General features: G+C 75.3%; 28 protein-coding genes and 1 riboswitch. Of the genes, 9 read left to right on the top strand and 19 right to left on the bottom strand.

What is annotated here, in order from left to right; translation table 11 throughout:
* Positions 1–15 precede the first annotated feature (15 nt).
* The 7 genes from O2W15_RS19380 to O2W15_RS19350 form a co-directional block, all read right to left on the bottom strand.
* Positions 16–1,506 (bottom strand): FtsX-like permease family protein, encoded by a 1,491-nt coding sequence (locus O2W15_RS19380; protein WP_269180571.1) that lies wholly within the window; start codon positions 1,504–1,506, stop codon positions 16–18.
* Positions 1,503–2,249: an ABC transporter ATP-binding protein gene (locus tag O2W15_RS19375; RefSeq protein ID WP_269180570.1), complete on the bottom strand. Its 747-nt coding sequence runs from the start codon at positions 2,247–2,249 to the stop codon at positions 1,503–1,505. Before O2W15_RS19375 ends, O2W15_RS19380 begins: the two co-directional genes overlap by 4 nt.
* Entirely contained in the window at positions 2,246–2,782 is a 537-nt protein-coding gene (locus O2W15_RS19370; protein WP_269161378.1) for a PadR family transcriptional regulator, read from the bottom strand. The genes O2W15_RS19375 and O2W15_RS19370 overlap by 4 nt, the downstream gene beginning before the upstream one ends.
* Before the next feature lie 60 nt (positions 2,783–2,842).
* Positions 2,843–3,304, bottom strand: coding sequence for a hypothetical protein (locus tag O2W15_RS19365; protein WP_269161377.1), 462 nt, complete (start codon positions 3,302–3,304; stop codon positions 2,843–2,845).
* 80 nt (positions 3,305–3,384) lie between these two features.
* The gene (locus O2W15_RS19360; RefSeq protein WP_269180569.1) at positions 3,385–3,705 is read right to left on the bottom strand and encodes a hypothetical protein; all 321 of its coding nucleotides are present in this window, start codon (positions 3,703–3,705) and stop codon (positions 3,385–3,387) included.
* A 250-nt stretch (positions 3,706–3,955) separates the two neighbouring features.
* Positions 3,956–5,863 (bottom strand): family 43 glycosylhydrolase, encoded by a 1,908-nt coding sequence (locus O2W15_RS19355; RefSeq protein ID WP_269180568.1) that lies wholly within the window; start codon positions 5,861–5,863, stop codon positions 3,956–3,958.
* Positions 5,864–6,041: 178 nt separating this feature from the next.
* A complete protein-coding gene (locus tag O2W15_RS19350; protein WP_269180567.1) occupies positions 6,042–6,779 on the bottom strand; it encodes a cobalt-precorrin-6A reductase in 738 nt (245 codons plus the stop codon).
* A gap of 128 nt (positions 6,780–6,907) precedes the next feature.
* On the opposite strand from O2W15_RS19350, the gene O2W15_RS19345 reads away from it, so the two are divergent.
* Positions 6,908–7,990, top strand: a complete 1,083-nt coding sequence (locus O2W15_RS19345) for a cobalt-precorrin-5B (C(1))-methyltransferase (protein ID WP_269180566.1) — start codon at positions 6,908–6,910, stop codon at positions 7,988–7,990.
* Positions 7,991–7,995: 5 nt separating this feature from the next.
* On the opposite strand, the gene cobM is transcribed toward O2W15_RS19345, so the two are convergent.
* The 3 genes from cobM to def are packed head-to-tail and all read right to left on the bottom strand — an operon-like array spanning position 7,996 to position 10,498.
* The gene (gene cobM, locus O2W15_RS19340) at positions 7,996–8,736 is read right to left on the bottom strand and encodes a precorrin-4 C(11)-methyltransferase (RefSeq protein ID WP_269180565.1); all 741 of its coding nucleotides are present in this window, start codon (positions 8,734–8,736) and stop codon (positions 7,996–7,998) included.
* Positions 8,733–9,944 carry a precorrin-6y C5,15-methyltransferase (decarboxylating) subunit CbiE gene (gene cbiE / locus O2W15_RS19335; RefSeq protein WP_269180564.1) on the bottom strand — a complete coding sequence of 404 codons (1,212 nt, stop codon included), beginning with the start codon at positions 9,942–9,944 and terminating at the stop codon, positions 8,733–8,735. The genes cobM and cbiE overlap by 4 nt, the downstream gene beginning before the upstream one ends.
* Positions 9,941–10,498, bottom strand: coding sequence for a peptide deformylase (def, locus tag O2W15_RS19330; RefSeq protein WP_269161370.1), 558 nt, complete (start codon positions 10,496–10,498; stop codon positions 9,941–9,943). The genes cbiE and def overlap by 4 nt, the downstream gene beginning before the upstream one ends.
* Before the next feature lie 45 nt (positions 10,499–10,543).
* On the opposite strand from def, the gene O2W15_RS19325 reads away from it, so the two are divergent.
* The 5 genes from O2W15_RS19325 to O2W15_RS19305 all read left to right on the top strand — a co-directional run bounded on the left by O2W15_RS19325 (position 10,544) and on the right by O2W15_RS19305 (position 16,519).
* Positions 10,544–11,497 carry a cobalamin biosynthesis protein gene (locus tag O2W15_RS19325; RefSeq protein ID WP_269180563.1) on the top strand — a complete coding sequence of 318 codons (954 nt, stop codon included), beginning with the start codon at positions 10,544–10,546 and terminating at the stop codon, positions 11,495–11,497.
* Between the two features lie 263 nt (positions 11,498–11,760).
* The gene (gene yczR / locus O2W15_RS19320) at positions 11,761–13,224 is read left to right on the top strand and encodes a MocR-like transcription factor YczR (protein WP_269180562.1); all 1,464 of its coding nucleotides are present in this window, start codon (positions 11,761–11,763) and stop codon (positions 13,222–13,224) included.
* Between the two features lie 206 nt (positions 13,225–13,430).
* A complete protein-coding gene (locus tag O2W15_RS19315) occupies positions 13,431–14,153 on the top strand; it encodes a PAS and ANTAR domain-containing protein (protein ID WP_269180561.1) in 723 nt (240 codons plus the stop codon).
* Positions 14,154–14,242: 89 nt separating this feature from the next.
* Entirely contained in the window at positions 14,243–14,887 is a 645-nt protein-coding gene (locus O2W15_RS19310; protein ID WP_269180560.1) for a lysophospholipid acyltransferase family protein, read from the top strand.
* 132 nt (positions 14,888–15,019) lie between these two features.
* On the top strand, positions 15,020–16,519 hold the full coding sequence (locus tag O2W15_RS19305) for a cobyric acid synthase (protein ID WP_269180559.1): 1,500 nt from the start codon (positions 15,020–15,022) through the stop codon (positions 16,517–16,519).
* Here O2W15_RS19305 and O2W15_RS19300 read toward each other — a convergent pair.
* Positions 16,506–16,895: an acyl-CoA thioesterase gene (locus tag O2W15_RS19300; RefSeq protein ID WP_269180558.1), complete on the bottom strand. Its 390-nt coding sequence runs from the start codon at positions 16,893–16,895 to the stop codon at positions 16,506–16,508. The two genes, O2W15_RS19305 and O2W15_RS19300, sit on opposite strands and share 14 nt — an antisense overlap.
* 53 nt (positions 16,896–16,948) lie before the next feature.
* On the opposite strand from O2W15_RS19300, the gene O2W15_RS19295 reads away from it, so the two are divergent.
* Both O2W15_RS19295 and O2W15_RS19290 read left to right on the top strand, forming a co-directional pair.
* Positions 16,949–17,569: an MSMEG_1061 family FMN-dependent PPOX-type flavoprotein gene (locus O2W15_RS19295; protein ID WP_269180557.1), complete on the top strand. Its 621-nt coding sequence runs from the start codon at positions 16,949–16,951 to the stop codon at positions 17,567–17,569.
* Positions 17,570–17,602: 33 nt separating this feature from the next.
* On the top strand, positions 17,603–18,028 hold the full coding sequence (locus tag O2W15_RS19290) for a VOC family protein (protein ID WP_269180556.1): 426 nt from the start codon (positions 17,603–17,605) through the stop codon (positions 18,026–18,028).
* A 48-nt stretch (positions 18,029–18,076) separates the two neighbouring features.
* Here the strand turns inward: O2W15_RS19290 and O2W15_RS19285 are convergent, their stop codons facing one another.
* Positions 18,077–18,277: a hypothetical protein gene (locus tag O2W15_RS19285; protein ID WP_052090506.1), complete on the bottom strand. Its 201-nt coding sequence runs from the start codon at positions 18,275–18,277 to the stop codon at positions 18,077–18,079.
* A 230-nt stretch (positions 18,278–18,507) separates the two neighbouring features.
* Between O2W15_RS19285 and O2W15_RS19280 the strand changes: the two genes are divergently transcribed.
* Entirely contained in the window at positions 18,508–19,113 is a 606-nt protein-coding gene (locus O2W15_RS19280; protein WP_269161361.1) for a type II toxin-antitoxin system PemK/MazF family toxin, read from the top strand.
* A gap of 12 nt (positions 19,114–19,125) precedes the next feature.
* Here O2W15_RS19280 and O2W15_RS19275 read toward each other — a convergent pair whose 3' ends face one another.
* The 7 genes from O2W15_RS19275 to O2W15_RS19245 all read right to left on the bottom strand — a co-directional run bounded on the left by O2W15_RS19275 (position 19,126) and on the right by O2W15_RS19245 (position 23,466).
* Positions 19,126–19,329: a hypothetical protein gene (locus tag O2W15_RS19275; RefSeq protein WP_269161360.1), complete on the bottom strand. Its 204-nt coding sequence runs from the start codon at positions 19,327–19,329 to the stop codon at positions 19,126–19,128.
* A 144-nt stretch (positions 19,330–19,473) separates the two neighbouring features.
* Positions 19,474–20,538 (bottom strand): AI-2E family transporter, encoded by a 1,065-nt coding sequence (locus tag O2W15_RS19270; RefSeq protein ID WP_269180555.1) that lies wholly within the window; start codon positions 20,536–20,538, stop codon positions 19,474–19,476.
* 66 nt (positions 20,539–20,604) lie between these two features.
* A complete protein-coding gene (locus O2W15_RS19265) occupies positions 20,605–21,666 on the bottom strand; it encodes an AbrB family transcriptional regulator (RefSeq protein WP_269180554.1) in 1,062 nt (353 codons plus the stop codon).
* Between the two features lie 84 nt (positions 21,667–21,750).
* Positions 21,751–22,044, bottom strand: coding sequence for a transcriptional regulator (locus tag O2W15_RS19260; protein WP_269161357.1), 294 nt, complete (start codon positions 22,042–22,044; stop codon positions 21,751–21,753).
* Positions 22,041–22,541, bottom strand: a complete 501-nt coding sequence (locus O2W15_RS19255; protein ID WP_269180553.1) for a hypothetical protein — start codon at positions 22,539–22,541, stop codon at positions 22,041–22,043. Before O2W15_RS19255 ends, O2W15_RS19260 begins: the two co-directional genes overlap by 4 nt.
* Complete coding sequence (locus O2W15_RS19250; RefSeq protein WP_269180552.1) at positions 22,541–22,990, bottom strand: hypothetical protein; 450 nt, start codon at positions 22,988–22,990, stop codon at positions 22,541–22,543. Before O2W15_RS19250 ends, O2W15_RS19255 begins: the two co-directional genes overlap by 1 nt.
* 29 nt (positions 22,991–23,019) lie before the next feature.
* On the bottom strand, positions 23,020–23,466 hold the full coding sequence (locus O2W15_RS19245; RefSeq protein WP_269161354.1) for a hypothetical protein: 447 nt from the start codon (positions 23,464–23,466) through the stop codon (positions 23,020–23,022).
* Positions 23,467–23,569: 103 nt separating this feature from the next.
* Positions 23,570–23,640: riboswitch (cobalamin riboswitch) on the top strand.
* The last annotated feature ends 18 nt before the right edge of the window (positions 23,641–23,658 follow it).

Here is a 23,658-nt window from a genome sequence, read left to right as displayed (position 1 = left end):
CCCCCGGACCCCCGCTCAGGCGGTGCGCAGCTCCCCCGGGTCGGCGCTGCGGTGCAGGATCGGCAGGGCGATCAGCGTGAGGGCGGCGGTGGCCAGCGTCGTCCCGCCGACGATGACCGCCAGCGCCGTCCAGGGCACGGGCACGGCGGTCTCCACCACCTGGAGCACCCGCCCGGTGGCGGAGTACGTGCTCTCCTGCACGGTGGTGCCCATCACCCCACGGGCGGCGAGGATGCCGGCGGCGGTGGCCAGCAACGTGGCCGGCACGACCGGCACCAGCACCTCCAGCAGCAGCGCCCGCCCGAGCACGGCCCGCGGCACCCCGGCGGCGACGAGCGCGGCCGCCGCCCGCCGGCGGCTCAGCACGCCCTCGATGGTGCCGACCAGCAGGCCGGCCACGGCGATGGCGCCGGCGACGACCAGGGCCAGGTCCACCGTGTCCAGGGCCCGGGCGTAGAACTCGTTGCCGCTCTGCCGCTGGGACAGCAGGGTGTGCGACCGGAAGCCCTGGATGGCCGCGGCGAGCAGGACGACGACCAGCAGGGCCGCGTGGCTCCGGCTGGCGGCGAAGGGCGCGGCGACCAACCGCCGCCCGGCGATGAGCAGTGCGGGTCGCCCGGTACGCCGGGCCAGGAACTCCCCCACCCGCGCCGAGACGGCCGCCGTCCCGAGCACGATGCCGATCGCGGTGCAGAGGAACAGCAGCAGGAACACCACGGCAGGTACCCGGCCCACACCCCCGTCGATGCCGGCCACCCGGACCAGCCCTGCGAACAGCGCCATGCCCCCGGCCCCGAGGACGAACAGGGCCGCCGGGACCACCTGGACCGGCCGCACCCGCTGGCTGCGCACCACCCCGAACGGCGTCGTGGTCACCCGGCGCAGCGCGGCAAGCGCGAAGACCGTGGCCGCGACCGGCACGGCGAGGACCAGGAGGGCGATCAGCCAGACCGGCGGGAGGACGTCGGTCGGCAGCCGCAGTGCCGGGCCGGTGACGTCCTCGATGAGGTAGCCGTTCGACGAGATCTCGGTGCTGCGCTCGTAGGTGGCCGTCACCGGGTTCCCCAGCAGCACCCGTCCGACCAGGTACACCCCCAGGCCGATCAGTGACCCCAGGGCCGCCGCCAACCCGGTCTCGACGGCGGCCACCCGGGCGACGTCCGAGGGGGTCGCGCCGGTGAGCCGGAGGGCGGCCAGCCGCCGGTCGCGCGCCGGCGCACCGATCCGGGCGCACTGGCCGGTGAACGCCAGCACCGGCACGCAGAGCAGCACCAGGGCGATCACGATGCCGATGTGCAGCCCGGTCTCGTTGAGCAGTTGGCTGGTGTAGGGCCCGTCGCCCTCGCCGGTGGCCGCGACCGTGGCGGCGGCGAGCAGCGCCAGCACCCCCGCGGCGGCGCCGACCGCGGTCAGCGCGATCCGGGTGCGGTCGGCCCGGCCACCGGCGGTGGCCAGCCACAGCAGGGTCGACCAGCGCATCGCCCCGGCGTCCGCCGAGCTGCTCATCGGGCGCCTGCCCGGCCCAGCGCGCCCCGCAGGGCCGAGGTCGGGGCGCCCTCGTCGGCCATGCCGTCCCGGATGACGATCTCCCGGTCGGCGTACGCGGCGACCTTCGCGTCATGAGTGACCATCAGCACGGTCGTGCCGGCCTGCCGGGTGACCCGGACCAGCTCGGTGAGCACCTGCTCCCCGGCCAGGGTGTCCAGCGCGCCGGTCGGCTCGTCGGCGAACAGCACCTCGGGCTCGGTCACCAGCGCACGGGCCATCGCCACCCGCTGGGCCTGGCCGCCGGACATCTCGGTCGGCCGGTGCGTCGCCAGGTCGGCCACCCCGAAGCGCTCGAGCCAGGTGCCGGCGGCGGTCAGGGTGGGACGTCGCTTGACGCCGCCCAGCAGCAGCGGCATCGCCACGTTCTCCGCCGCCGTCAGCTCGGGCACCAGCTGGCCGAACTGGAAGAGCACGCCGAACCGGGTGCGCCGCAGCCGGGACCGCTCGGCCTCGCTGTCGGTGTCGATCCGGCGCCCGTCGAACCAGACCTCGCCGGCGTCCGGGCGCAGGATGCCCGCCAGGCACAGCAGCAGCGTCGACTTGCCCGACCCGGACGGGCCGGTGATCGCCAGGATCTCCCCGCGTGCGGTGCCCACGCTGATCCCGCGCAGCGCCGGGGAGTGGCCGTAGGAGCGCACCAGCGCACGGCCGGCGAGCAGCAGGCCCTCGTCGGTGCTGGTGTCCTCGGGTGTGGAGGTCATGGTCGGAGCTCCTCGGAGAGGGAGGCGACGCGGGCCAGGGCGGTGTCGATCCACCGCAGGTCGGCATCGAGGTGGTTGAGGGCGTAGTCGGCCGCGAGCACACCGGCCAGGGAGGTGTCGGGGTCGGTCTTGACGCGGGTGTACTCGCGCATCCGCTCCCGGTGGGCAGCGCGCTGCCGTTGCAGGTAGTCGGCCGCGGCGTCGTCCCCGGCGACCAGCAGCGCGAGGGTCACCTTCACCGCCAGCGGGTTGCTGACGAAGGGGGTCGGCGCCTCGACCTCGGCCAGCCAGGCGTCGAGCTCCTGCCGCCCGGCCGGGGTCATCTCGTACGACGTGCGGTCGGGCCCGCCGCCCCGGTCGGTGCTCCCGGGGGCGACCAGTCCGTCCCGCAGCAGCCGCTCCAACGTGGCGTACACCTGCGCGGGAGCGATCGGCTTGGCCATCGGGAACCGTGCGTCGTACTGCCGCTTGAGGTCGTATCCGTGCCGTCCACCCCGCGCGAGGAGGCCGAGGAGGACGTGCCCGAGCGCCATGGGCAGACTATGCACTCAGTTACTAGTCGCTGTCCAGACGTCGTGACGCGCGTGTCTGCCTCAGTCGCGCCGCGGCCAGGCCACGACCGGGCCGCCCGACGCCCCGGCGCCGTCGTCGTGCTCGTGACTGCCGGCCGCATGGGCCACCGCGGCCAGCAGCAGGACCAGCTCGTCGCGGTCCAGCCCCGCGGTCAGGTCGGCCAGGTCGACCGGCTGCCCCTCGGCCAGGCTCGCTGCCGCCCGCAACAGCCGCAGCTGCCCGCCGCTGCCGCCGATCACCCCGGTGCGGAGCGCGCCGTCCAGGTCGGCCCACTGGACCGCGGCCCACGGCCCGCCGTCGATCGCGTCGGCGTCGAGTGCGATGGCGATCAGCCCGGCGGCCTGCAGCCGGGGCAGCCAGTGGCCGGACTCGGCCAGCAGCAGCACCGCCGCCTCGGCCGCGTAGTCACCGACCGCCGCCCGCAGCAGGGCGCTCTCCAGGCTCAGTGGGTCGAGATCGACCGCCTGCGGTTCTCCCAGCACTGCGCACCACCTCCATCGCTCCCACTGTGCACCGCGGGTACGACAGTCCGCGGCGGGCGACGCCCGGAGCGCACCACCCGTCAGCCCGGGGCGCCGCCGTGGCCACGGGCCGGGGCCACCAGCCGGAGGGCCACCGCCTGCACGACCAGGGCGAGCACGGCGACCCCCACCACGACGACGTAGAAGACCCACCTCGGCTGCCCGTGCCCGAGCACCAGGGTGCCGGAGACCAGCGCTGCCGCGATGGCGACGCTGGACCACCGGCGGTACCCCTCCGGCAGTGCCGCCGAGGCCTCGCCCAGCCGGAGCGGCCGCCCCGCCGCGCTCGTCGCCCGGTGCGCCTGGTGCACCGCGACCGCCATGCCGACCAGCACGAGCACACACCCGAGGAGGACCGCCATGCGCGGACCGTAGCCCCGCCACCGGGGCTCCGGTACCCCACCGGAAACGGGGTCGATCGCCCTTCGTGCTCACCCCGGGGACGAGCCGGCTCCTGGCGTTCCTTCGACCCTCGGTCACTGGTGCAGGTCCGCCAGCCAGGCCAGCGTCCTCGACCGTCGGCACCAGCACGACGCCGTCCGGAGGCCGGGGACGACGACGGCCGGCGCCCCGCGAGGGGACGCCGGCCGCCGGACGGTGGTGCGGGATCGGTCAGGGGATGAGCAGCCGGACCTCCTGGGTGGTGCCGGCGGTGGCCAGCGACCACGTGCCGTCGTCGCCCGGGACGAGCGTCCAGGTGCTGCACTCGCCCGCCTTGCCCGCCTTGCCCGCCGGGAGCAGGCGCAGCCGGGCCGGGGCACTGCCGGTGGTGCAGGACGTCGAGGCCAGCACCGAGCCGGTGGCGGCGTTGGTGACCGTGTAGCCGGCGCCGCCGGTGGAGGTCACCGTCCAGGTCTGGCAGGAGCCGGCGACCCGGGTCTCCATCCGCACCTTGTTGCCGTTGCCCTTGGCCGCCGTGCACCCGGCCACACCCAGGGTCCGGGTCTGGTCGGTGGCGCTCCCCAGCAGGACCTCACCGACCGGCTGGAACCGGAACTGCTGGTCCGCCGCACCTGTCGGCGTCGCCACGCCGAGGTTGGCGCCCGGCGTCCGCCCCTCAGCGGTCCACACGAGGTTGCGCCCCGCGATGGAGGAGATCGTCGTGTAGCCGTCGGGCGCCGGCGAGAACAGCCAGCGCTGGCAGACGTTGTAGAAGAAGTTGCCCAGCCAGTCGAACTGGCCGACGTTGCCGCTGCTCTGCGCCTCCGCGCAGCCGGGGAAGTCGGCGGCCATGTTGCTCTTCCGGTTCTGGAACCGCGAACCCGTCTCGCTGCCGTCGGTGACCTGCGCGGCGTCCCGGGCGTCGATCTGCCACTGCTGGCAGGGGTGGGTCGGCGAGGCGGCGGCCAGGGCCAGGTTGGCCCCGGCGTAGCCGCAGGTCGCGTTGGACACGACCGCGGCACCGTCGCGCGGGACGACCTGCACGTAGGCCGAGCCGTGACCGGCCGAGCGGCTGGGGTTGGCCGGGTCACTGACCGTCGGCCAGCCGTCGGACCAGGACAGGGTGCGGACGTTGAGCCGCGGCGTGCCGTCGGACAGCGCGTCGTAGTAGTGGTTGACGAAGTAGTCGACCCCGCCGGCGGAGTACACGTCCGGGTGGCCGGTGCCCTGGAACTCGTTGTAGCCGCGCAGCACCTCGGTGCCGCCGCCCTCCAGCAGGGAGACGCCGTCCCGGTCCAGGTACGGACCGGCGATGGACGTCGACCGGCCGACGACCACCCGGTAGTCGCTCTCCTCGCCACGGCAGCAGTAGTCGAAGGACGCGAACAGGTAGTAGTGGTCGCCGTTGCGGATGATCGAGGGCCCCTCGACGGGGTTGTACTGGATCTGCCGGTCGACGAGCGGGAGCACCGGGGCGCCGTCGGCGAGCTTCCCGGTCGCCGGGTCGAGCGCGACGATCTTCAGGCCGCCGAAGAAGGAGCCGAAGGTCAGCCACTCGCCGCCCTCGGCGTCGGTGACGTGGTTGGCGTCGATCGCGTTGTAGTCGGTGCTGCCGGCCTCGCTCTCCAGCACCGGGCCGCGGTCGACCCAGCCGTATTCCGGGCTGGCCGGGTCCAGCGACCCCGTCGTCGCCAGCGCCGTCACGGAGTTGGTCGTGCCGAAGCGGGAGGCCGAGTAGTAGAGCCGCCACTCGCTGCCGGTCCAGCTGAGGTCCGGGGCCCAGGCGTCCTGCGGGGCGTCGGCCGGGGTCGCGCCGATGGCGGCCAGGACACCGGCGGGCAGTTCGGTGAAGACCGGCGGCAGCTCCTCCCAGGTGCGGAGGTCCTTCGACCGCTTCATCGGGATGTAGTCGCTGCCGGTGGCGGCGTCGCCGGTGATGGCGAGGTAGAACCAGTCCCCCTCCTGGACCAGCGTCGGGTCGTGCGCGACCGGGTCTGCGGGCCGGTCGGCTCCGGCGACGAGTGGTGGGGCGGCGGGTGCCGGTGCGGCGGCGGCCGGGGCGGTGAGCGCTGCTGAGCCGACCAGCAGGGCCGCCGTGAGCGCGGGCACCCACGCCCGGCGGAGGAGGGAACGGGTCATGGGGCGACTCTCTTCAGGCGGGCGTCCACCCCGTCGGGGACGCTGGGGCACCGGGGCTGCGCGGTGCGAGAGTGAGTCTGGTCACTCTTTTACAACGATGCAAGTCGCTGTCCGTGCCACGCCGATCGCCCTTCGTGCCCTGGGACGAGGCGACTCCTGGCGTTCCCTCGACCCTCGGTCACCGGCGCAGGTCCGCCAGCCAGGCCAGCGCGTCCTCGACCGTCGGCACCAGCACGACGCCGTCCGGCAGCGGCGGCCGGCGGACGAGCACGACCGGCACCCCCAGTTCCCGGGCGGCGATCAGCTTCGCCTCGGTCATGTGCCCGCCGGAGTCCTTGGTGACCACGACGTCCACCGCGTGCTCACGGAGCAACGCCAGCTCGTCGGCGAGGCTGAACGGCCCGCGGTCCAGCAGCAGGGTCGCCCCGGCCGGCAGCGGCTCGTCGGGCGGGTCGACCGAACGCACCAGCACCCGCCCCGGCACCGACGCGAAGGCACCGACGCCCTGCCGGCCGGTGGTGAGGAAGACGCTGCGGTACCCGGCCACCACCTCGGCCGCCGCGGCCAGCGAGTCGACATGTCGCCAGGTGTCCCCCGGCTGCGGCGTCCAGCCGGGGCGCTGCAACCGCAGCAGCGGCGTGCCCTGCGCGGCCGCGGCGGTGGCCGCCGCGGCGGTGATCTGCGCGGCGAAGGGATGGGTGGCGTCGACGACCGCCTGCGGCCGGTGCTCGGCCAGCCACGCGGCCAGCCCGTCGGCGCCGCCGAAGCCGCCGATCCGCACCTCCCCCGCGGGCAGCACCGGGTCGGCCACCCGCCCGGCCAGCGAGGAGAGGACGTCGACGCCCGCGGCGACCAGCTCGGCAGCCAGCCGCCGGGCCTCCCCGGTGCCGCCGAGCACCAGCACCTGACCGGTCATCCCGCGCCTCCCGGGTCCTCGAGTGCCGGGTCGTCCACGTCTCCCGGCCGGTGAGGCGTCGACAGCCCGCCACTCGATGTGATCGAGGTCCGCACCGGCGTTCGGCCCGGGCCAGGCACGATGGTCCCGTGAGCAGGGACGGCAGCGGCGGGCTGCGACACGGCTGGACGACGGGCGCCTGCGCGACCGCGGCCACCACCGCCGCCTACACCGCGCTGCTGACCGGCGAGTTCCCCGACCCGGTCTCGATCGACCTGCCCAGCGACAAGCACCCGTCCTTCGCCCTGGCGCGTGAGTCCCTGGACCGGGACGGCGCCTCGGCGGGCATCGTCAAGGACGCCGGCGACGACCCCGACGTCACCCACGGCGCGCTGGTCTCCGCCCGCGTGACCCGCGGCGACCCGGGCAGCGGTGTGGTCTTCCGCGCCGGCGAGGGCGTGGGCACGGTGACCAAGCCCGGCCTGCCGCTCGCGGTGGGCGAGCCGGCGATCAACCCGGTGCCGCGCCGGCTGATGACCGAGCACGTGACCGCCGTCGCCCAGCGGCACGGCGGCAGCGGGGACGTCGTCGTCGAGGTGTCCGTGGCCGGTGGCGCGGAGCTGGCCCGGAAGACCTGGAACCCGCGGCTGGGCATCCTCGGCGGCCTGTCGATCCTCGGGACGACGGGCGTCGTCGTCCCCTACTCGTGCTCCTCCTGGATCGACTCGATCCGCCGCGGCATCGACGTGGCCCGCGCCGCCGGGCGGGAGCACGTCGCCGGGTGCACCGGCTCGACCAGCGAGCGGGTGGCCCAGGAGCTGTACGGCCTGCCCGAGGACGCGCTGCTGGACATGGGCGACTTCGCCGGCGCGGTGCTCAAGTACCTGCGCCGGCACCCGGTGCCGCGACTGACGGTGGCCGGCGGCATCGGCAAGCTGGCCAAGCTCGCCGAGGGGCACCTGGACCTGCACTCGGCCCGCTCGCAGGTGTCGTTCGCCGCGCTCGCCCAGCTCGTGGCCGAGGCCGGCGGCGCCCCGGCACTGGTCGAGGGCGTGCGGCAGGCGAACACCGCGCTGGACGCCCTGCAGCAGTGCGCCGCCGCCGGCCTCCCGCTGGGCGACCTGGTCGCCGCCGGCGCCCGCCGCACCGCCGAGGGGGTGCTGCTCGGCGCCCCGGTCGAGGTCGACGTCGTGGTGATCGACCGCGCCGGCACCATCGTCGGCCGCGCCTAGCGGCATCAGCGTCGGCGCGTCGTCGAGTAGAGGTGGCTGTCCAGGAACTGCTCGGCGGCCAGCACCCGGCCGACGACCACCACCGCCGTCCGGCGCACCCCGGCGTCGGCCACCTGCGCGGCGATGTCGGCGAGCGTGCCGCGCAGCACCAGCTCGTCGTCCCGGCTGGCCTTGGCGACCACCGCCACCGGGCAGTCGGCGCCGTAGTGCGCGGCCAGCTCCGGGGCGAGGGCGTCCATCCGCTGCACGGCCAGGTGCAGCACCAGCGTCGCGCCGGTCGCCGCGTAGGCGGCGAGCGTCTCCCCCGGCGGCATCGGCGTCGACCGCGCCGACGTGCGGGTCAGGACGACGGTCTGCGCCACCCCCGGCACGGTCAGCTCGCGCTTCAGCGACGCGGCCGCCGCGGCGAACGCGGGCACCCCGGGGACGACGTCGTAGGGCACGCCCGCCGCGTCCAGCCGGCGCATCTGCTCGGCCATCGCGCTGTAGACCGACGGGTCACCGGAGTGCAGCCGGGCGACGTCCAGCCCGGCCTCGTGCGCGGCGACCAGCTCCGCGGTGATCTGGTCCAGATCGAGGTCGGCGGTGTCCACCAGCCGGGCGCCCGCCGGCGCGGTGTCCAGCAGCTCGCGGGGCACCAGCGCACCGGCGTAGAGGCAGACCGGGGACGACGCGATCAGCCGCGCGGCCCGCACGGTGACCAGGTCGGCGGCCCCCGGCCCTGCCCCGATGAAGTGGACGGTCATCGGGTCACGCTCCAGATCGTCACGGGCATGGCGGGCTTCCAGCCGGTGAAGCCGCCGACCGGCTGGGCCTGCGCGACCGACAGCCGGGTCAGCGAGCCGCCGCAGCGGCCGTGCCACTCGGCGAGCACCGCCTCGCTCTCCACCGTCACCGCGTTGACCACCAGCCGGCCGCCCGGGGCGAGCACCTCCCAGACGGTGTCCAGCAGCAGCGGCGTCGTCGCGCCGCCCCCGACGAAGACGGCGTCCGGCTGGGGCAGCCCGAGCAGCGCGGCTGGCGCCTCTCCCTCGACCACCTGCAGGTCGGGGACGCCGAGCCGCTCGGCGTTCCGGCCGATCCGCTGGGCGCGGACCGGGTCGGACTCCACCGCGACCGCCCGGCACGAGGGGTGCACCCGCATCCACTCGATGCCGATCGAGCCGGCCCCCGCCCCGACGTCCCAGAGCAGCTGGCCGGGCAGCGGGGCGAGCCGGGAGAGCGTCACCGCCCGGACGTCGCGCTTGGTCAGCTGCCCGTCGGAGGAGTAGGCGTCGTCCGGCAGGCCCGGGACGGTCGGCAGCGGCACGGCGCCCGGGTCGGCGACCACCTCGACGGCGGTGAGCACCAGCGGGTCGGTCTCCGGGTGCGGCCACCCGGCGGCGGTGCCGGTGAACCGGCGCTGGGCGGGGCCGCCGAGCTGGGCCAGCGCGGTGAGCCGGCTGGCGCCGGAGCCCGACCCGGCGAGCAGGGCGGCGAGCTCCGCCGGCGTCCGGGTGTCCGAACCCAGCACCAGCAGCCGCCGGCCAGGAGTGGCGTGCGGCAGGACCAGCGAGACCGGCCGGCCGACGACGGAGACCACCGTCGTCTCCTCCACCGCCCAGCCCAGCCGGGCGCAGGCCAGCGTCACCGACGACGGGTGCGGCACCACCTCGACGGCGTCGGCGCCGAACAGCCGGACCAGCGAGGTGCCGACACCGGAGAGCATCGGGTCACCGCTGGCGAGCACGACGACGCGGCGCTCCGGGTGGGCCGCGGGCAGGTCGGCCAGGGCGGGACCCATCGGCGAGGGCCAGGGCACCCGCTCGGCGACGACGTCCGGAGGCACCAGCCCCAGCTGCCGGGCGCTCCCCCGCAGCACCGCCGCCCCCGAGATCGCCTGTCGGGCGGCCGGGGAGAGCCCGTCCCAGCCGTCTGCCCCCACGCCGACGACGGTGACGGAGAAACCGCTCATGCGGGCAGGTCACCCTCGGGACCGGCGGCCTCGGCCAGCAGCCGCTCGCGCAGGTCGGCGGGCAGCCGGTCGACGTAGACGGTGCCGTCGAGGTGGTCGACCTCGTGCTGGAGGCAGCGCGCGGCCATGCCGGTCGCCTCGATCGCGGTCGGCTGACCGTGCACGTCGACACCGTCGACCCGGGCGCGGAAGGCACGCTCCAGTTCGGCGTACGGGCCCGGCACCGAGAGGCAGCCCTCCTCGGTCAGCTCGACCGGCGGCTCGTCCCCGACCGGGTCGAGCACGGTGAGCACCGGGTTGACGACGTAGCCGATGACGTCCTCGCCGTCGGCGTCCGGGCAGTCGATGACGAACACCCGCGCGTCGACGCCGATCTGGTTGGCCGCCAGCCCGACCCCGTCGGCGGCGGTCATGCTGGCGAACATGTCCAGGACCAGGTGCCGCAGCCCCCGGTCGAACTCGGTCACCGGGGCACACGGCCGGTGCAGCACCGGGTTGCTGCCGTAGGTGACGATCGGCCGGGCGACGCCGTCGTAACGGCCGGGCAGGCGCATGACCGTCGATCCTAGGGAGTGCCCCCGCTGCCTACAGTGACCGCGATGCGCACCCGGCCCGCTCCGATCGCCGCCGGGCTCGCCCTCGGCGCCCTCGCCGACCTGCTGCTCGCCGACCCGCGCCGCGGGCACCCGGTGGCCGGTTTCGGCCGGGCGGCCGCCGCGCTGGAGCGCCGGGTCTGGCGCGACTCGCGCGCCGCAGGGGCCGGCTACACCACCGTCTGCGTCGGGACGGCGACCGCGCTGGGCGCCGTGCTGCACCGGGCGACCGCCGACCGGCCGGTCGCCCGGACCCTGGTGACCGCCGGAGCCACCTGGGCCGTGCTCGGCGGCACCTCGCTGGGCCGGGCGGCGGACACCATGGCGGGGCACCTGGCCACCGGGGACCTGCCGGCCGCCCGGGCGCACCTGTCCACCCTGGCCGGCCGCGACCCCCGCGGTCTCGGCGAGGCGGAGCTGGTGCGGGCCACCGTGGAGTCGGTCGCGGAGAACACCTCGGACGCCGCCGTCGCCCCGCTCTTCTGGGGTGCGGTCGCCGGCCTGCCCGGGCTGCTCGGCTACCGCGCGGCCAACACCCTGGACGCGATGGTCGGGTACCGGTCGGCGCGGTACGCCCGCTTCGGCTGGGCCGCGGCGCGCTTCGACGACGTCCTGAACTGGCTGCCGGCCCGGCTGACCGCCCTGCTGACCGTGGCCGTCGCGCCGCTGGTCGGGGGGTCGCCCGCCGGCGCCTGGCGGGCCTGGCACCGGGACGGCGCCGCCCACCCGAGCCCGAACGCCGGCCGGTGCGAGGCCGCGCTGGCCGGCGCCCTGGGGCTGCGACTGGGCGGCCGCAACGTCTACGGCACCCGGGTGGAGGAGCGGCCCACGCTGGGCGACGGTCAGCCCCCCGTGCGCGGGGACATCCGCCGGGCCGTCCGGCTCTCTCGAGCGGTGTGGACGGCGGCTGCCATCCTCGCGGGGCTGAGCCGAGCGCGCCGTCGGGGCCGCTCCGCCTGACGGGGCACCCCCGGGCGGCGATGCAGCGCACCCCGGGGCTCGGAGGGCGTGGGGAAGCCAGCCGGGTCGGTGCGCGCGTGACTGGCCGGCGGGTCGGCCGGGCCCAGGCCGCCGCGCAGGGTCACCAGCAGCGTGGCGCCGGCCAGGACACCCAGCGCCACGAGCAGGCCGATCAGGACGACGAGACCAGTTCCGGGGTTCATGCCGCGACACTGGCATCGGTCAAGGTCCCGTAAAGCGGGCCAATCCGGCACAGTGGTCCCATGCCAGTCGACGCCCAGCAGGCCAGTTCGACGCACGAGGTCGCGGCGCTCATCGGGCCGGTCGCGGCCCTGCCGGGTCCCCGGTACGCCGGGCTGGCCCGGCGGGTCCGCGAGCTGGTGCTGACCGGCCAGCTGCCCGCGGGCACCCGGCTGCCTGCCGAGCGCGACCTCGCCGCGGCCCTGGACACCAGCCGGGTCACCATCGCCTCGGCCTACCGGGTGCTGCGGGAGGACGGCTGGGCGCGCACCCGGCAGGGCTCGGGCACGGTCGTCGAGGTGCCCAGCGGCGCCTCCCCCTCGGCAGGCTGGCTGCCCCGGGACGTCCCCGGACTGGTCGACCTGGCGCACGCTGCACCATCGGCCGCACCCCAGCTGGAGCCGGCCTACCAGCAGGCGTTGCGCCGGCTCCCGGCCTTCACCGCCGGCCACGGGTACGCCCCCGGTGGCCTGCCGGAGCTGCGCGCCGCGATCGCCGACCGGTTCACCGCGCGCGGCCTGCCGACCGACCCCGACCAGGTCGTCGTCACCTCCGGCGTCGGCGACGCCTCCGCGGTGGTCGCCGAGGCCCTGCTCGAGCCGGGCGACCGGGTGCTGGTGGAACACCCCAGCTACCCCGGCGCCCTGCGTCTGGTGGAGAGCGTGGGCGCGCGGCTGGTGCCGGTGCCGGTCGACGAGCGCCGTCCCGACGACCTCGTGGAGGCGGCGCACCTCGCCGCCCGGCAGAGCGGCCCACGGATGGCCGTGCTCATCCCCGACTTCACCAACCCGACCGGCGCCCGGCTGACCGCCGCCGGGCGCCGCCGGCTGGCCGCGACCCTCTGGCAGCAGGGCGTGCTGACGCTGGTGGACGAGTCGTGCGCCGAGCTGTACCTGGACGAGGGCCCGGACGGCGGCCCGCTGCCGCCGTACGCCGCCGGGCTGCCCGACACCGCGACGGTGACCGTCGGCGGGCTGGCCAAGCCGGTCTGGGGCGGGTTGCGGATCGGCTGGCTGCGCGCCGACGCCGCGCTGGCCGCTCGGCTGAGCGCGGTGCTGGGGCGGCGTCAGCTCTCCGTCGGCCTGCTGGACCAGCTCGCGGCGACGACCCTCGTGCAGGACCTGGACGCCGTGCTGACCTGGCGGCGCGACCAGCTGCGCACCCAGCGGGACGCCCTGCTGGCCGCGCTGGCCGCCCGGCTGCCCCAGTGGCGGGTGCACCCGCCGTCGGGCGGGCTCTCCCTGTGGTGCGCCCTGCCGCCGGGGCTGAGCTCGGCCGCGCTCACCGCGGGAGCGGCCCCGCGGGGCGTCCTGCTGGCCGAGGGGCGGGTCTTCGGCACCGGGCACGCCTTCGACGACCACCTACGGCTCCCGTTCACCCGGCCGGCCGACGAGCTGTGCGCCGCGGTCGACGTGCTCGCGTCCCTCGCCGGGACCCTGAGCCTGGCAGGCCGTCACCCGACGACTCCGGCGCCCACCGTCATCTGAGTGATCGGGCCGTCACCCCAGGTCAGACCCGCCCGTGGCTCTTTCGATGGGCTGGGGCAGGAGTGCGCGGCGTGCACACGAGCGGTAACTTCTCGGGCACTGGAGCGGTCGGGCCTGCGGGCTCGATGGGTCGCCCGGGTCAAGCCAACGGCTCGACGACCTCCACCGGAGCAACCGGTGCGCCAGCAGAGAAACCGGCTGATGCCATGTCGCCCTCCGCCCTCCACCGCCACCCCGCAGCCCCGACCCCGAGCGGGGCGACCGGCCCGGTCCACCGCGCGCTCCACGCGGTCGACTCCGACGTCGCCCGACTGACCGGCCGCTTCCATGGTGACCTGGCCACCGAGCAGTGGTGGTGGTCCCCGGAGCTGCACGCCCTCTACGGCATGCCGGACGGCTCGACCCTGCCCGGTGCCCAGCTCCTCCTCGCCCACGTGCACCCGGCCGACCGCCCCGGCGTCCAGGAGGCCCTCGCCGTCGCCTGCACCACCGGCGCCGCCGTCACCCGCGAGCACCGCGTGGTGCGCGCCGACGGCGAGCAGCGGACGGTCGTGCTCGCCTGCGAGCCGGAGACCGACGCGTCCGGCGCGGTGGTCGCCCTGGCCGGCCTCGTCGTCGACATCACCGAGGGCCGCCCGCCCCAGCCCGCCGACGAGCACGTGCACCAACTGGAGACCGAGGTCGAGCAGCTGCGCAGCGCGATGGCCAGCCGAGCGGCCATCGAGCAGGCCAAGGGCGTCCTGATGCTGCTCATGAGCTGCGGTGACCAGGTCGCGTTCGACCTGCTGGCGCACATCTCCAGCCACACCCACCGCAAGGTGCGCGACGTGGCCGTCGCGATCGTCGACTCGGCCAGCGGCCGCCACCCGCTGCCCGACGACGTCCGCGAGATCCTGCACGACGCGTCCCCGCCCGGCCGCTCCGTCTGAGCGCACCCGCTCGTCCCCGGCCGGCGGTCGTCGGAGAAGATGCCGGGACCCGCGTCACGCAGGCCGGGACGAGGAAGGGGGACTGCGGCGTGTTCTACCTGCTCGTCCGGTTCGTGCTCCGGCCGCTGTTCGTCCTCGCCTTCCGGCCCAAGGTCACCGGCCGGGCCAACGTCCCCCTCACCGGCCCGGTCATCCTGGCCAGCAACCACCTCTCCTTCATCGACAGCTTCGCCATCCCGTTGATGGCGCCGCGCAAGGTCGGCTACCTGGCCAAGTCCGAGTACTGGCACGGCCCGGGCATCGGTGGCTGGCTCACGCGCACGCTGTTCACCGCACTGGGCGCGCTGCCGGTCGAGCGACAGGAGGCCCGGGCCGCCCAGGCGACGCTGGACACCGCGCTCGGGGTGCTGCAGGCCGGGGAGGGGTTCGGCGTCTACCCCGAGGGCACCCGGTCCCGCGACGGCCGGCTCGGCCGCGGCAAGACCGGCGTGGCCTGGCTGGCGCTGACCGCCGACTGCCCCGTGGTGCCGGTGGCGGTGCACGGCACCGACAAGGTCCAGCCGATCGGCGCGAAGTGGCCGCGCCCGCACCGGGTGCGGGTCACCTTCGGGGAGCCGCTGACCTTCCCCGAGCACCGGGGCCTGGCGGGCAAGGGCAAGGCGCGGCGCGAGGTCACCGACCGCGTGATGGAGGCGATCGCGGACCTCTCCGGCCAGGAGAAGGCCGGCTGGTGAGCCCCCACCGCACCACCCCCGTGATGATCATCGGCATCCGGCGCCCCACCGGCGTGTCGGCGACCGTTCGCCGATGATCGACGCGAGCCATCCGTGACGGTCGGCCGGGACGGCTGGTCGCGGAGCGACCCCATGGGTGGTGCGCTGCTCGTCGCGGGCACGACCTCCGACGCCGGCAAGTCCGTGGTCACCGCCGGCATCTGCCGCTGGCTGGTGCGCCAGGGCGTGTCGGTCGCGCCGTTCAAGGCGCAGAACATGAGCAACAACTCGATGGTCACCGCCGACGGCTCCGAGATCGGCCGCGCCCAGGTGATGCAGGCCGCCGCCGCCCGGGTGGAACCCGAGGCCGCGATGAACCCGGTGCTGCTCAAGCCGGGCGGGGAGAACGCCAGCCAGGTCGTCGTCCTCGGCAAGCCCGTCGCCGACGTGACCGCGCTGTCCTACCGGCCGATGAAGGCAGCGTTGCTGGAGCAGGCGCTGGCCTGCCTGGCCGACCTGCGCTCCCGGTTCGACGTGGTGGTCTGCGAGGGCGCCGGCTCCCCCACCGAGATCAACCTGCGCGCCGACGACATCGCCAACATGGGCCTGGCCACCGCCGCCGGGCTGCCCGTGGTGGTGGTCGGCGACATCGACCGGGGCGGGGTGTTCGCCGCCCTCTACGGCACCGTGGCGCTGATGCCCCCGGCCGACCAGGCGCTGGTCGCCGGGTTCCTGGTCAACAAGTTCCGCGGCGACGTCCGGCTGCTGGCCCCGGGTCTGGACCAGCTCGCCGCGCTCACCGGCCGGCCGACGCTGGGGGTGCTCCCCTGGCGCAGCGGCCTGGAGATGGACGTCGAGGACTCCCTGGGCGTCGACGCCGTCCGCGCCCCCGCCGGCCCGCCGCACGGGGAGGACGTGCTGCGGGTGTCGGTCGCCCGGCTGCCCCGGCTGTCCAACTTCACCGACCTGGATGCGCTGGCCACCGAGCCCGGCGTGCTGCTGCGCTACGCCACCCGCCCCGAGGAGCTCGCCGACGCCGACCTGGTGGTGCTGCCCGGGACCCGGTCCACCGTCGCCGACCTGCAGTGGCTGCGGGAGACCGGGCTGGCCGACGCCGTCGCCCGGCGGGCCGCCGAGGGCCGCCCGGTGCTCGGCATCTGCGGCGGCCACCAGATGCTGGCCCGCACGATCAGCGACGACGTCGAGTCCCGGGCCGGCGTCGTCCCCGGGCTCGGGCTGCTGCCGGCCGACGTGACCTTCGCCCGGGAGAAGACCCTGGGCCGGCCGACCGGTTCCGCCCTGGGTGAGCCGGTCCGCGGGTACGAGATCCACCACGGCGTGGTGCGCCTGGACGACGGCGCCGAGCCGTTCCTGGACGGCGCCCGCGCCGGCTCGGTCTTCGGGACGACGTGGCACGGGGCCCTGGAGTCCGACGGCTTCCGCCGAGCCTTCCTCACCGAGGTCGCCCGGATCGCCGGCCGGCGGTTCACCGTGGCCCCCGACACGGACTTCGCGCACCAACGCGAGGCCCGGCTCGACGCACTCGGCGACCTGATCGCCGAGCACGCGGACACCGACGCGCTGTGGCGGTTGGTCGAGTCCGGGCCACCGGCGGGGCTCCCGGTGCTGGCCAGCGGGCTCAGCCCGCGCTGACCCGGGCCCGCACCTCGTCGGGCCACGGCACCGGCCGACCGTCGGTGGTCGCCACGTACGTGGTCTGCACGGTGCAGCAGACCCGCTCGCCCACCCGCACGGTGAGCAGGAGCGTCAGGCTGGTGCGGCCCAGCTTCGTCAGCTCGGCGTCGACCGCGACCGTGTCGCCGTACCGGGCCGAGGAGCTCCAATCCAGCGCGGTGGCCTTGACGAGGTACTCGACGCCCGAGGCGTCCAGCGCCCCGTGCGGGACCCCGACCGTTCCCCACCAGGCGGTGACCGCCTCGTCGGCCCAGGTCAGGTAGTGGGCGTTGAAGACGACGCCCTGCTGGTCGCACTCGACGAACCGGACCGGAGCACTCCACACCGCAGGCACGAGGGGGCAGGTTACCGACCACCTCCGGCGGCCCGGCCGTTACCGTCGGGGCCGTGACTGCCGCCCCCGACACCACCGCTGCCGACCTCGAGGTGCTGGCCGGCTACCGGACCCCGTCCCAGCTGGTGCTCGACAAGGTCATCGACCGGGTCGACGAGCACTGCCGGGCCTTCATCAGCCGGTCGCCGTTCGCCACGCTGGCGACCGCCGACGCCGAGGGGTGGCCGGACGTCTCCCCGCGCGGCGGTGAGCCTGGCTTCGTGCACGTGCTCGACGAGCACCGCCTGGCGCTGCCCGACCGGCAGGGCAACAACCGGGTCGACGGCCTGCGCAACCTGGCCGCCAACCCGCGGGCGGCGCTGCTGTTCTTCGTGCCCGGCTGCGAGGAGACGCTGAAGGTCTACGGGACGACGTCGCTGGCCGGCGCCGGCGACCTGGGCATCGACTTCACCGAGTTCGGCCGCGAGCCCCGCTCCGTGCTGGTCGTGCAGGTGGAGCGGGCCTACTTCCAGTGCGGCAAGGCCGTGATGCGCTCGCGGCTGTGGGACCCCTCGGCCCAGGTCGACCGCTCGACGATGACGCCGTTCGGCCAGGTGCTGAAGGACCACTGCGCGCTGGAGACCCCGCTGCCCGACGACGCGACGATCCGCGCGGACCTCGCCCGGGAGCTCTAGCTCCTGTCGGTGGCCGGGTGCAGCATGCCCGGCATGGCACACACCTTCCAGGTCACCGTCGACTCGGTCGCGCCCCACCCGCTCGCCGACTGGTGGGCCGAGGCCCTGGGCTGGGATCGAGAACCCACCGACGAGGCCTTCATCCGCCGCATGGTCGACGCCGGCCTCGCGACCGAGGCCGACACCATGCAGCACGACGGCCAGCTCGTCTGGACGGCCGGCGCGGCGATCAACCACCCCACGGGCGGGGCGCCGCGGGTGCTGTTCCAGCTGGTCCCCGAACCGAAGACGGTGAAGAACCGGGTGCACCTGGACGTGGCTGTGGGCGCGGAGGCCGTGGACGCCGAGGTGGCGCGGCTGACCGCGCGTGGGGCCACCGTGCTGCACGAGGGGCAGCAGGGTCCGCACCGCTGGGTGACGATCGCCGACCCGGAGGGCAACGAGTTCTGCCTCACTTGACCGCGGGCCCCTGCTGAGCCCGCGGAACCGGGAGCACGGGGTCGTCCGTCAGTCGGTGCGGTGTTCCCGCTCGGCCTTGCGGTCGGCCACGGCGCGCTGGGCCAGCAGGCGCCGCCGCTCGTTGCGGCGCTGTCGGTCCGGCGTCCGGTAACGGGCGTCCTCGACCAGCTGCCAGGCGGCGAGGGCGCTCGCGCGCACCGCCGGTGGCACGAGCATCTCCGCCGGGTGCACCGGCTCGACCATGGCCATCTCTCGACCCTCTTCCCCCATGGCGACCGGATCGTGTCGCCGTCAGGAGTGTGACCCGGCAGCCCGCGAGTGAAGCGTTGTCGTGACCACTTCGCAGCATTCTCGGCACCATCTGTCACAGAAGTCACACGCGTGTCGTCTGCACGGCGGTGCGCGCGGCCGAACCGCCGACGGGCTCCGGCGTGTCCTCGCCCGGCGCGTCGCGGTGGCCATCGCCTACCGTGCCGAGGGTGGCGGGCAGCAACTGGCGGAGAACACTCGAGCGACTGGTGGGCGTCGTCGTCCAGGAGGGTGCGCGGAGTCTCCGGCGGGGCGACCGGGCGCGCAGGCGTCCCGACGACCACTCCCCGGCTCGCCCCGAGTGGGCCACACCGGGCGCCGAGCTCCCCGCCCGGGCACCGCTCCCCCCGGCGGGGCCGCCCCGGCGCGTGCACCTGGCGACCGACTACACCGGACCGCTGGAACTGGACTACGCGCCGCGGGCCGACGGCCGTCCCGACCCGGGCGAGGTCATCTGGACCTGGGTGCCCTTCGACGAGGGCGACGGCCGCGGCAAGGACCGGCCGGTGCTGGTCGTCGGTCGCGACGGCGACGCGCTCCTGGGTCTCATGCTGACCAGCAAGGACCACGACCGGGACGCCGCCGACGAGGCCCGGCACGGCCGGCACTGGGTCGACGTGGGCAGCGGCGCGTGGGACCGGCAGGGCCGGCCCAGCGAGGCGCGGATCGACCGGGTCCTGCGGATCGACCCCAGCGACGTCCGGCGCGAGGGCGCGGCGCTGGGCCGTGCCCAGTTCGACCAGGTCGCCGTCGCGGTGCGCCGGCTGCGCGGCTGACGGCGGGACCCGTCAGCCGGCGTCGTCGTCCGGCTGGGTGCGGGACCGCAGGTGGTAGACCCCTGCGGAGTCGGTCAGCGACCGCAGGTCGTACCGGTGCACCACCTTCGGCCCGCCGTGCAGGTGGGTGTGGGTGATCGTCGGCAGCGGCTCACCGTGCCGGGCCTCGCGGACCTCGACCCGACCGTCGAGCGGGCCGCCGACGAACAGCAGCACGGCGCCCTCGTCCTCGGGGGTGCCGGTCGCGGCCGTGTCGTTCTCGGACAGCGCGGTCCTCCTCGCTCGGTGCCAGTGCCCCGCCGGGTGGCGGCCCCGACCAGGGTAGGCACCGAGGAGCCGCTCGTCCCGTAGCGCTGGCGGTCAACCGCCGGCGATCGGGCGTGATCCGTGCCGCGTCCAGACCTCGTGACCGGCCGCCGACGCCGCCGCGACCAGGGGCACGAACAACAGCGCGCCCGCCAGTCCCCACAGCAGTCCACCGGCCGTCACCGCGATCAGGACCATGGCCGCGTTGATCGGCAGCCGGCTCTTCATCACGTAGGGCTCGACGACGTCGTTGCCGAGCTGCTGGACGAGCACGACCAGGCCCAGCACGAGCGCGGCGGTGCCGAGGCCCTCGGCGCCGTAGGCGACCAGGACGGCCACCGCCCCGGCGACGAAGGCGCCGATGGTGGGGATGTAGGAGGCGACGAACTGCAGCGCGGCCAGGGTGAGCGCCAGCGGGATGCCGAGCAGCAGCAGACCGAGCCCGATGCCGACCGCGTCGAACAGGGCCACGATGGTCAGCCCCCGCACGTAGGCACCCACCGTGCCCCACGCCGCCCGGCCGCCCGCGTCGACGTCCTCCCGGACCCGGCCGCCGAACTTGCCGAGCAGCCACTGCCACATGCCCGGGCCGCTGGTCAGGAACAGGAACGCCAGTGCCAGGGCGAGGAAGACGCCGAGGAGGGCCTCGAGGAGCGTCTGCGCCGGCCCGACCAGCGCGCCGACGGCGGAGCCGCCCTGCCCTCCGCCGCCCACCAGGTCACCGATCGAGGGCATCGACATGCCGAAGCGTTCCGAGAACTGGGTGGACACCCGGTCCAGGGCGTCGCGGAGCTGGGGCAGCTGCGAGGCGACCCGGGCGCTGAGGCCGAGCAGCGCGCCGACCAGCACCACCAGGAGCAGCAGCACGGCCGCACCGGCGGAGACCCACCGCGGCACGCCTCGCCTGCTGGCCCACTGCACCGCAGGTGCGGCCACCCCGGCGAGCAGCAGCGCGGTCAGCACGGCGACGAGCACCAGGGTGAGCTTCACGGCCAGCCCGGCGAGCAGCCAGACCAGGACCGCGAGCACGAGCAGCCGCCCGCCCACGGCGGCTGTGCGCACCAGCCAGGCGGGGGCGGCCCGGTCATCGAGGTCGGATCGGGGTTCCTCAGCTGCCATGCACCAGGACATGCCACGTCTGCGCCGCCTGACACATGGCGACCGCGGATCGTTGCCGAGCAGCGGCTACCCCGGTCGCTGTCCCCGACCCAGCCAGCGAGCGAGCAGCGGTGCGGAGAAGAGCATCACGAACAACCGCAGCACCTGGACCGCGAGCACGAACGTCGCGTCGGCACCGCTGCCGGTCGCCGTGGCGAGCACCGCGTAGAGCCCGCCCGGCGTGGTGGCCAGGTACCCGTCGAGCGCACTCACCCCGGCGGTGCGGGACAGCACCACCCCCAGCCCGGCACAGGCGACGACCGCGCCGACGATGAGCACGATCGCCAGGGGCAGCGTCCGGCGGACCAGCCGCAGGCTCGCCCGGGTGAACCCCAGGCCCACCTGCAGTCCGATCGCCAGGAAGCCGGCCGCCTCCACCAGCGGCGGCACGGTGGCCCCCTGCGACAGCCCGGTCACGTCGAGGACGGCGGCCACCGTCAGCGGACCCAGCAGTGCACCCACCGGCAACCGGCTCACCCGGCCGAGCAGCACCCCGACGACCACGCAGACCACGGTGAACAGCAGCCCGGCGGGCCAGCCGGGGCCCTCGTCGGCCCTCGTCGCCGCACCGCCCGAGGCGCCGTAGACCGTGGTGGCCACGATCGGCATCGCGGTCACGATCAGCAGCACCCGCAGGTACTGCAGGACGGCGACCACCTGCGCGTCGGCGCCCAGGTCCCGGGCCATCGCGGTGATCCCGGAGGCGCCGCCGGCGATCATCGCGAACGCGCCGGTGACCGGGCTGATGCCGGGCTGCAGCCGCATCAGCTGCCCGGCGACCAGGCTGACGGCGAGCGTGGCGACGGTGATCAGCAGCACCGGCAGCCAGTGGTCGGCGACCGTGCGCAGCGTGTCGGCCTGGATCAGCGCGCCGATCGAGACCCCGATGACCGCCTGCGCGCCGGTGCCGGCCGGCCGCGGGAGCGCCAGCGGTGTCGAGCCGAGCAGCGCCCGCCCCAGCCCGGCCACCAGGCCGCCGAACAACGCGGCGGAGGGCACGGCGAGGAGGTCGAGTGCCAGGGTGGCGCCGATCCCGACGAGGAGGACCACGGTCCAGTCGAGCACCCGCCGCCATCGCCCCCGTGCCACGCCGGGCACTCTGCCCGACCCCCTCGGCTCCCTTTCCGGGACCCGCCCTGAGCTGGCGAAGGGCAGAGGGAAGGCGGTCTTTCTTCAGACGCCGGCGATGCGGCGGAGTTCGGCGACGTGGGCGTCGAACGCCGCCCGGCCCGCCTTGGTGAGCGCCAGGCTGGTGCGCTGGCGGGAGGCGATGGTCGCCTTGCGCACCTGCACGTAGCCCGCCTCCTCCAGCTGTTTGACGTGCTTGGAGAGCACCGAGTCGCTGACCTGCACCGCGTCCCGGACGGCGGCGAACTCCATCGTGTCGACGGCGGCCAGCAGCCCGCAGATCTGCAGCCGGGGCGGTGCGTGGACGACGGCGTCGAACCGCGGCTCGACGGCGGTCACCGCCCGGCCCGCAGGCCTGCGACGTAGATCCGGGTCACCCAGCGCGAGCTCAGGGCGACCCCGATGCCGAGCGCCACGCCGGCGACGACCATCGCGCCGCGTACGTCGAGCAGGAACTCAGCAGCGGCGCCGATGGCCATGGCACCGAGGCAGCCGACCAGCCACCAGCGTGTCGCCCGGCGGACCCGGTTTTGGACCGGGCCGACCTCGCGCGCGTCCCACCAGACCCCGGTGATCCGCCGGTACGTGGCCTCTAGAGCGCGCACCCCGGCCAGGAAGACCAGCAGCGCCGCGCCGATCACCAAGCCGCTGTGGGTGGAGTAGCTGCTGATGAACCCCGCGAAGAGGAGTCCCAGTGCGCCGTCCCACCACCACGGCTGGACGATCCGCTCGGCGAGCGCCACTTGGTCGGCCTCGAGCGCGGCGAGCTGGGCCGTGGCGGCGTCCCGCTCGGTGGCCGACGGGATGGGGTCCGCCCGGGCGCGGTCCTCACCCATCACAGCTCGCCCCGGAGCTCGGCGATGTAGATCCGGGACCACCACCGGCTGATGAACGCGATGCCGACCCCGAGGACCACGCCGGCCACCGCCATCGCGCCGCGGACGTCCAGGAGCAGCTCCAGCACCATGGCCGGCGCCAGGACCGCCAGGCTGCAGACGATCCACACCCGCCACGCACGCCGGGTCGGACCGGGCCGGTCGCCGCTGACCCACGTGCCGGTGAGGCGCCGGTACACCGACATCAGCCAGCGCGTGCCCGCGCCGAAGAGGGGGATGGCCACCAGCGGACCCCAGGGGAACCACAGCGAGTAGGACGCGAAGAAGGCGAAGGTCATCAGCCCCAGCAGCGCGTCGTACCACCAGGGCTGCATCGCCCGGTCGGCCAGCGCAGCCCGGTCCGACTGCAGCGCCGCGAGCTGCGCGGCCGCCGCCTCTGGGCCGGTCACCGGCCCATCCGCCTGGGACTCGCCGCCGTTCACAGCTCGCCCCGGAGCTCGGCGATCCAGCGACGGGTCCACCAGCGGCTCAGCAGGGCGAGCGCGAGGCCGAGGACGGCGCCGGCGACGGGCATGGCCCACAGCTGGCCGTGGTCCTCCGCCAGCACCATCGCCGGTACCGACACGACCAGGGCCAGCGGCACCCAGGTGAGCCAGGCCTTGCTGTCCGGGTACACCCAGACGCCGGTGCGCCGCTGGTAGCTCCACGCCAACGCGCAGAGGCCCAGCGCGAAGACGAGCACCGCCATCGCGCGCACCCAGGAGGTCTCGATCACGTAGGAGGCGAGGAAGCCGAAGAGCAACAGCCCCGACGCCACGTCGTGCCACCAGGGCTGCATCACGCGATCAGCCAGCGCCGCCCGGTCGGCCTGCAGGGCGACCAGCTGGGCGGCGGCGTCCCCCCGGTCGATCCCGTCTCTTTCCATGCCGGAAAGACTGCCGCATCACTTTCCACTTCGTCAAGAGACACGCCCCTGTCCTCACCCGGGGTGCGCGTGGTCGAATGACGCTCCAACTGCGACGGCAGTGGAGGAAGCCCGGTGCGACCCCGGCGCGGTCCCGCCACTGTGACCCGGTCCCGACCGGGGAGTCAGGAACTCCCGCCGTCGCTTCCTGCC

The organism is Modestobacter sp. VKM Ac-2979 (genome assembly GCF_026967995.1).
Lineage (GTDB): Bacteria > Actinomycetota > Actinomycetes > Mycobacteriales > Geodermatophilaceae > Modestobacter.
Note: the sequence above shows the minus strand (reverse complement) of the source record. Positions and strands in the feature narration are given on the sequence as shown.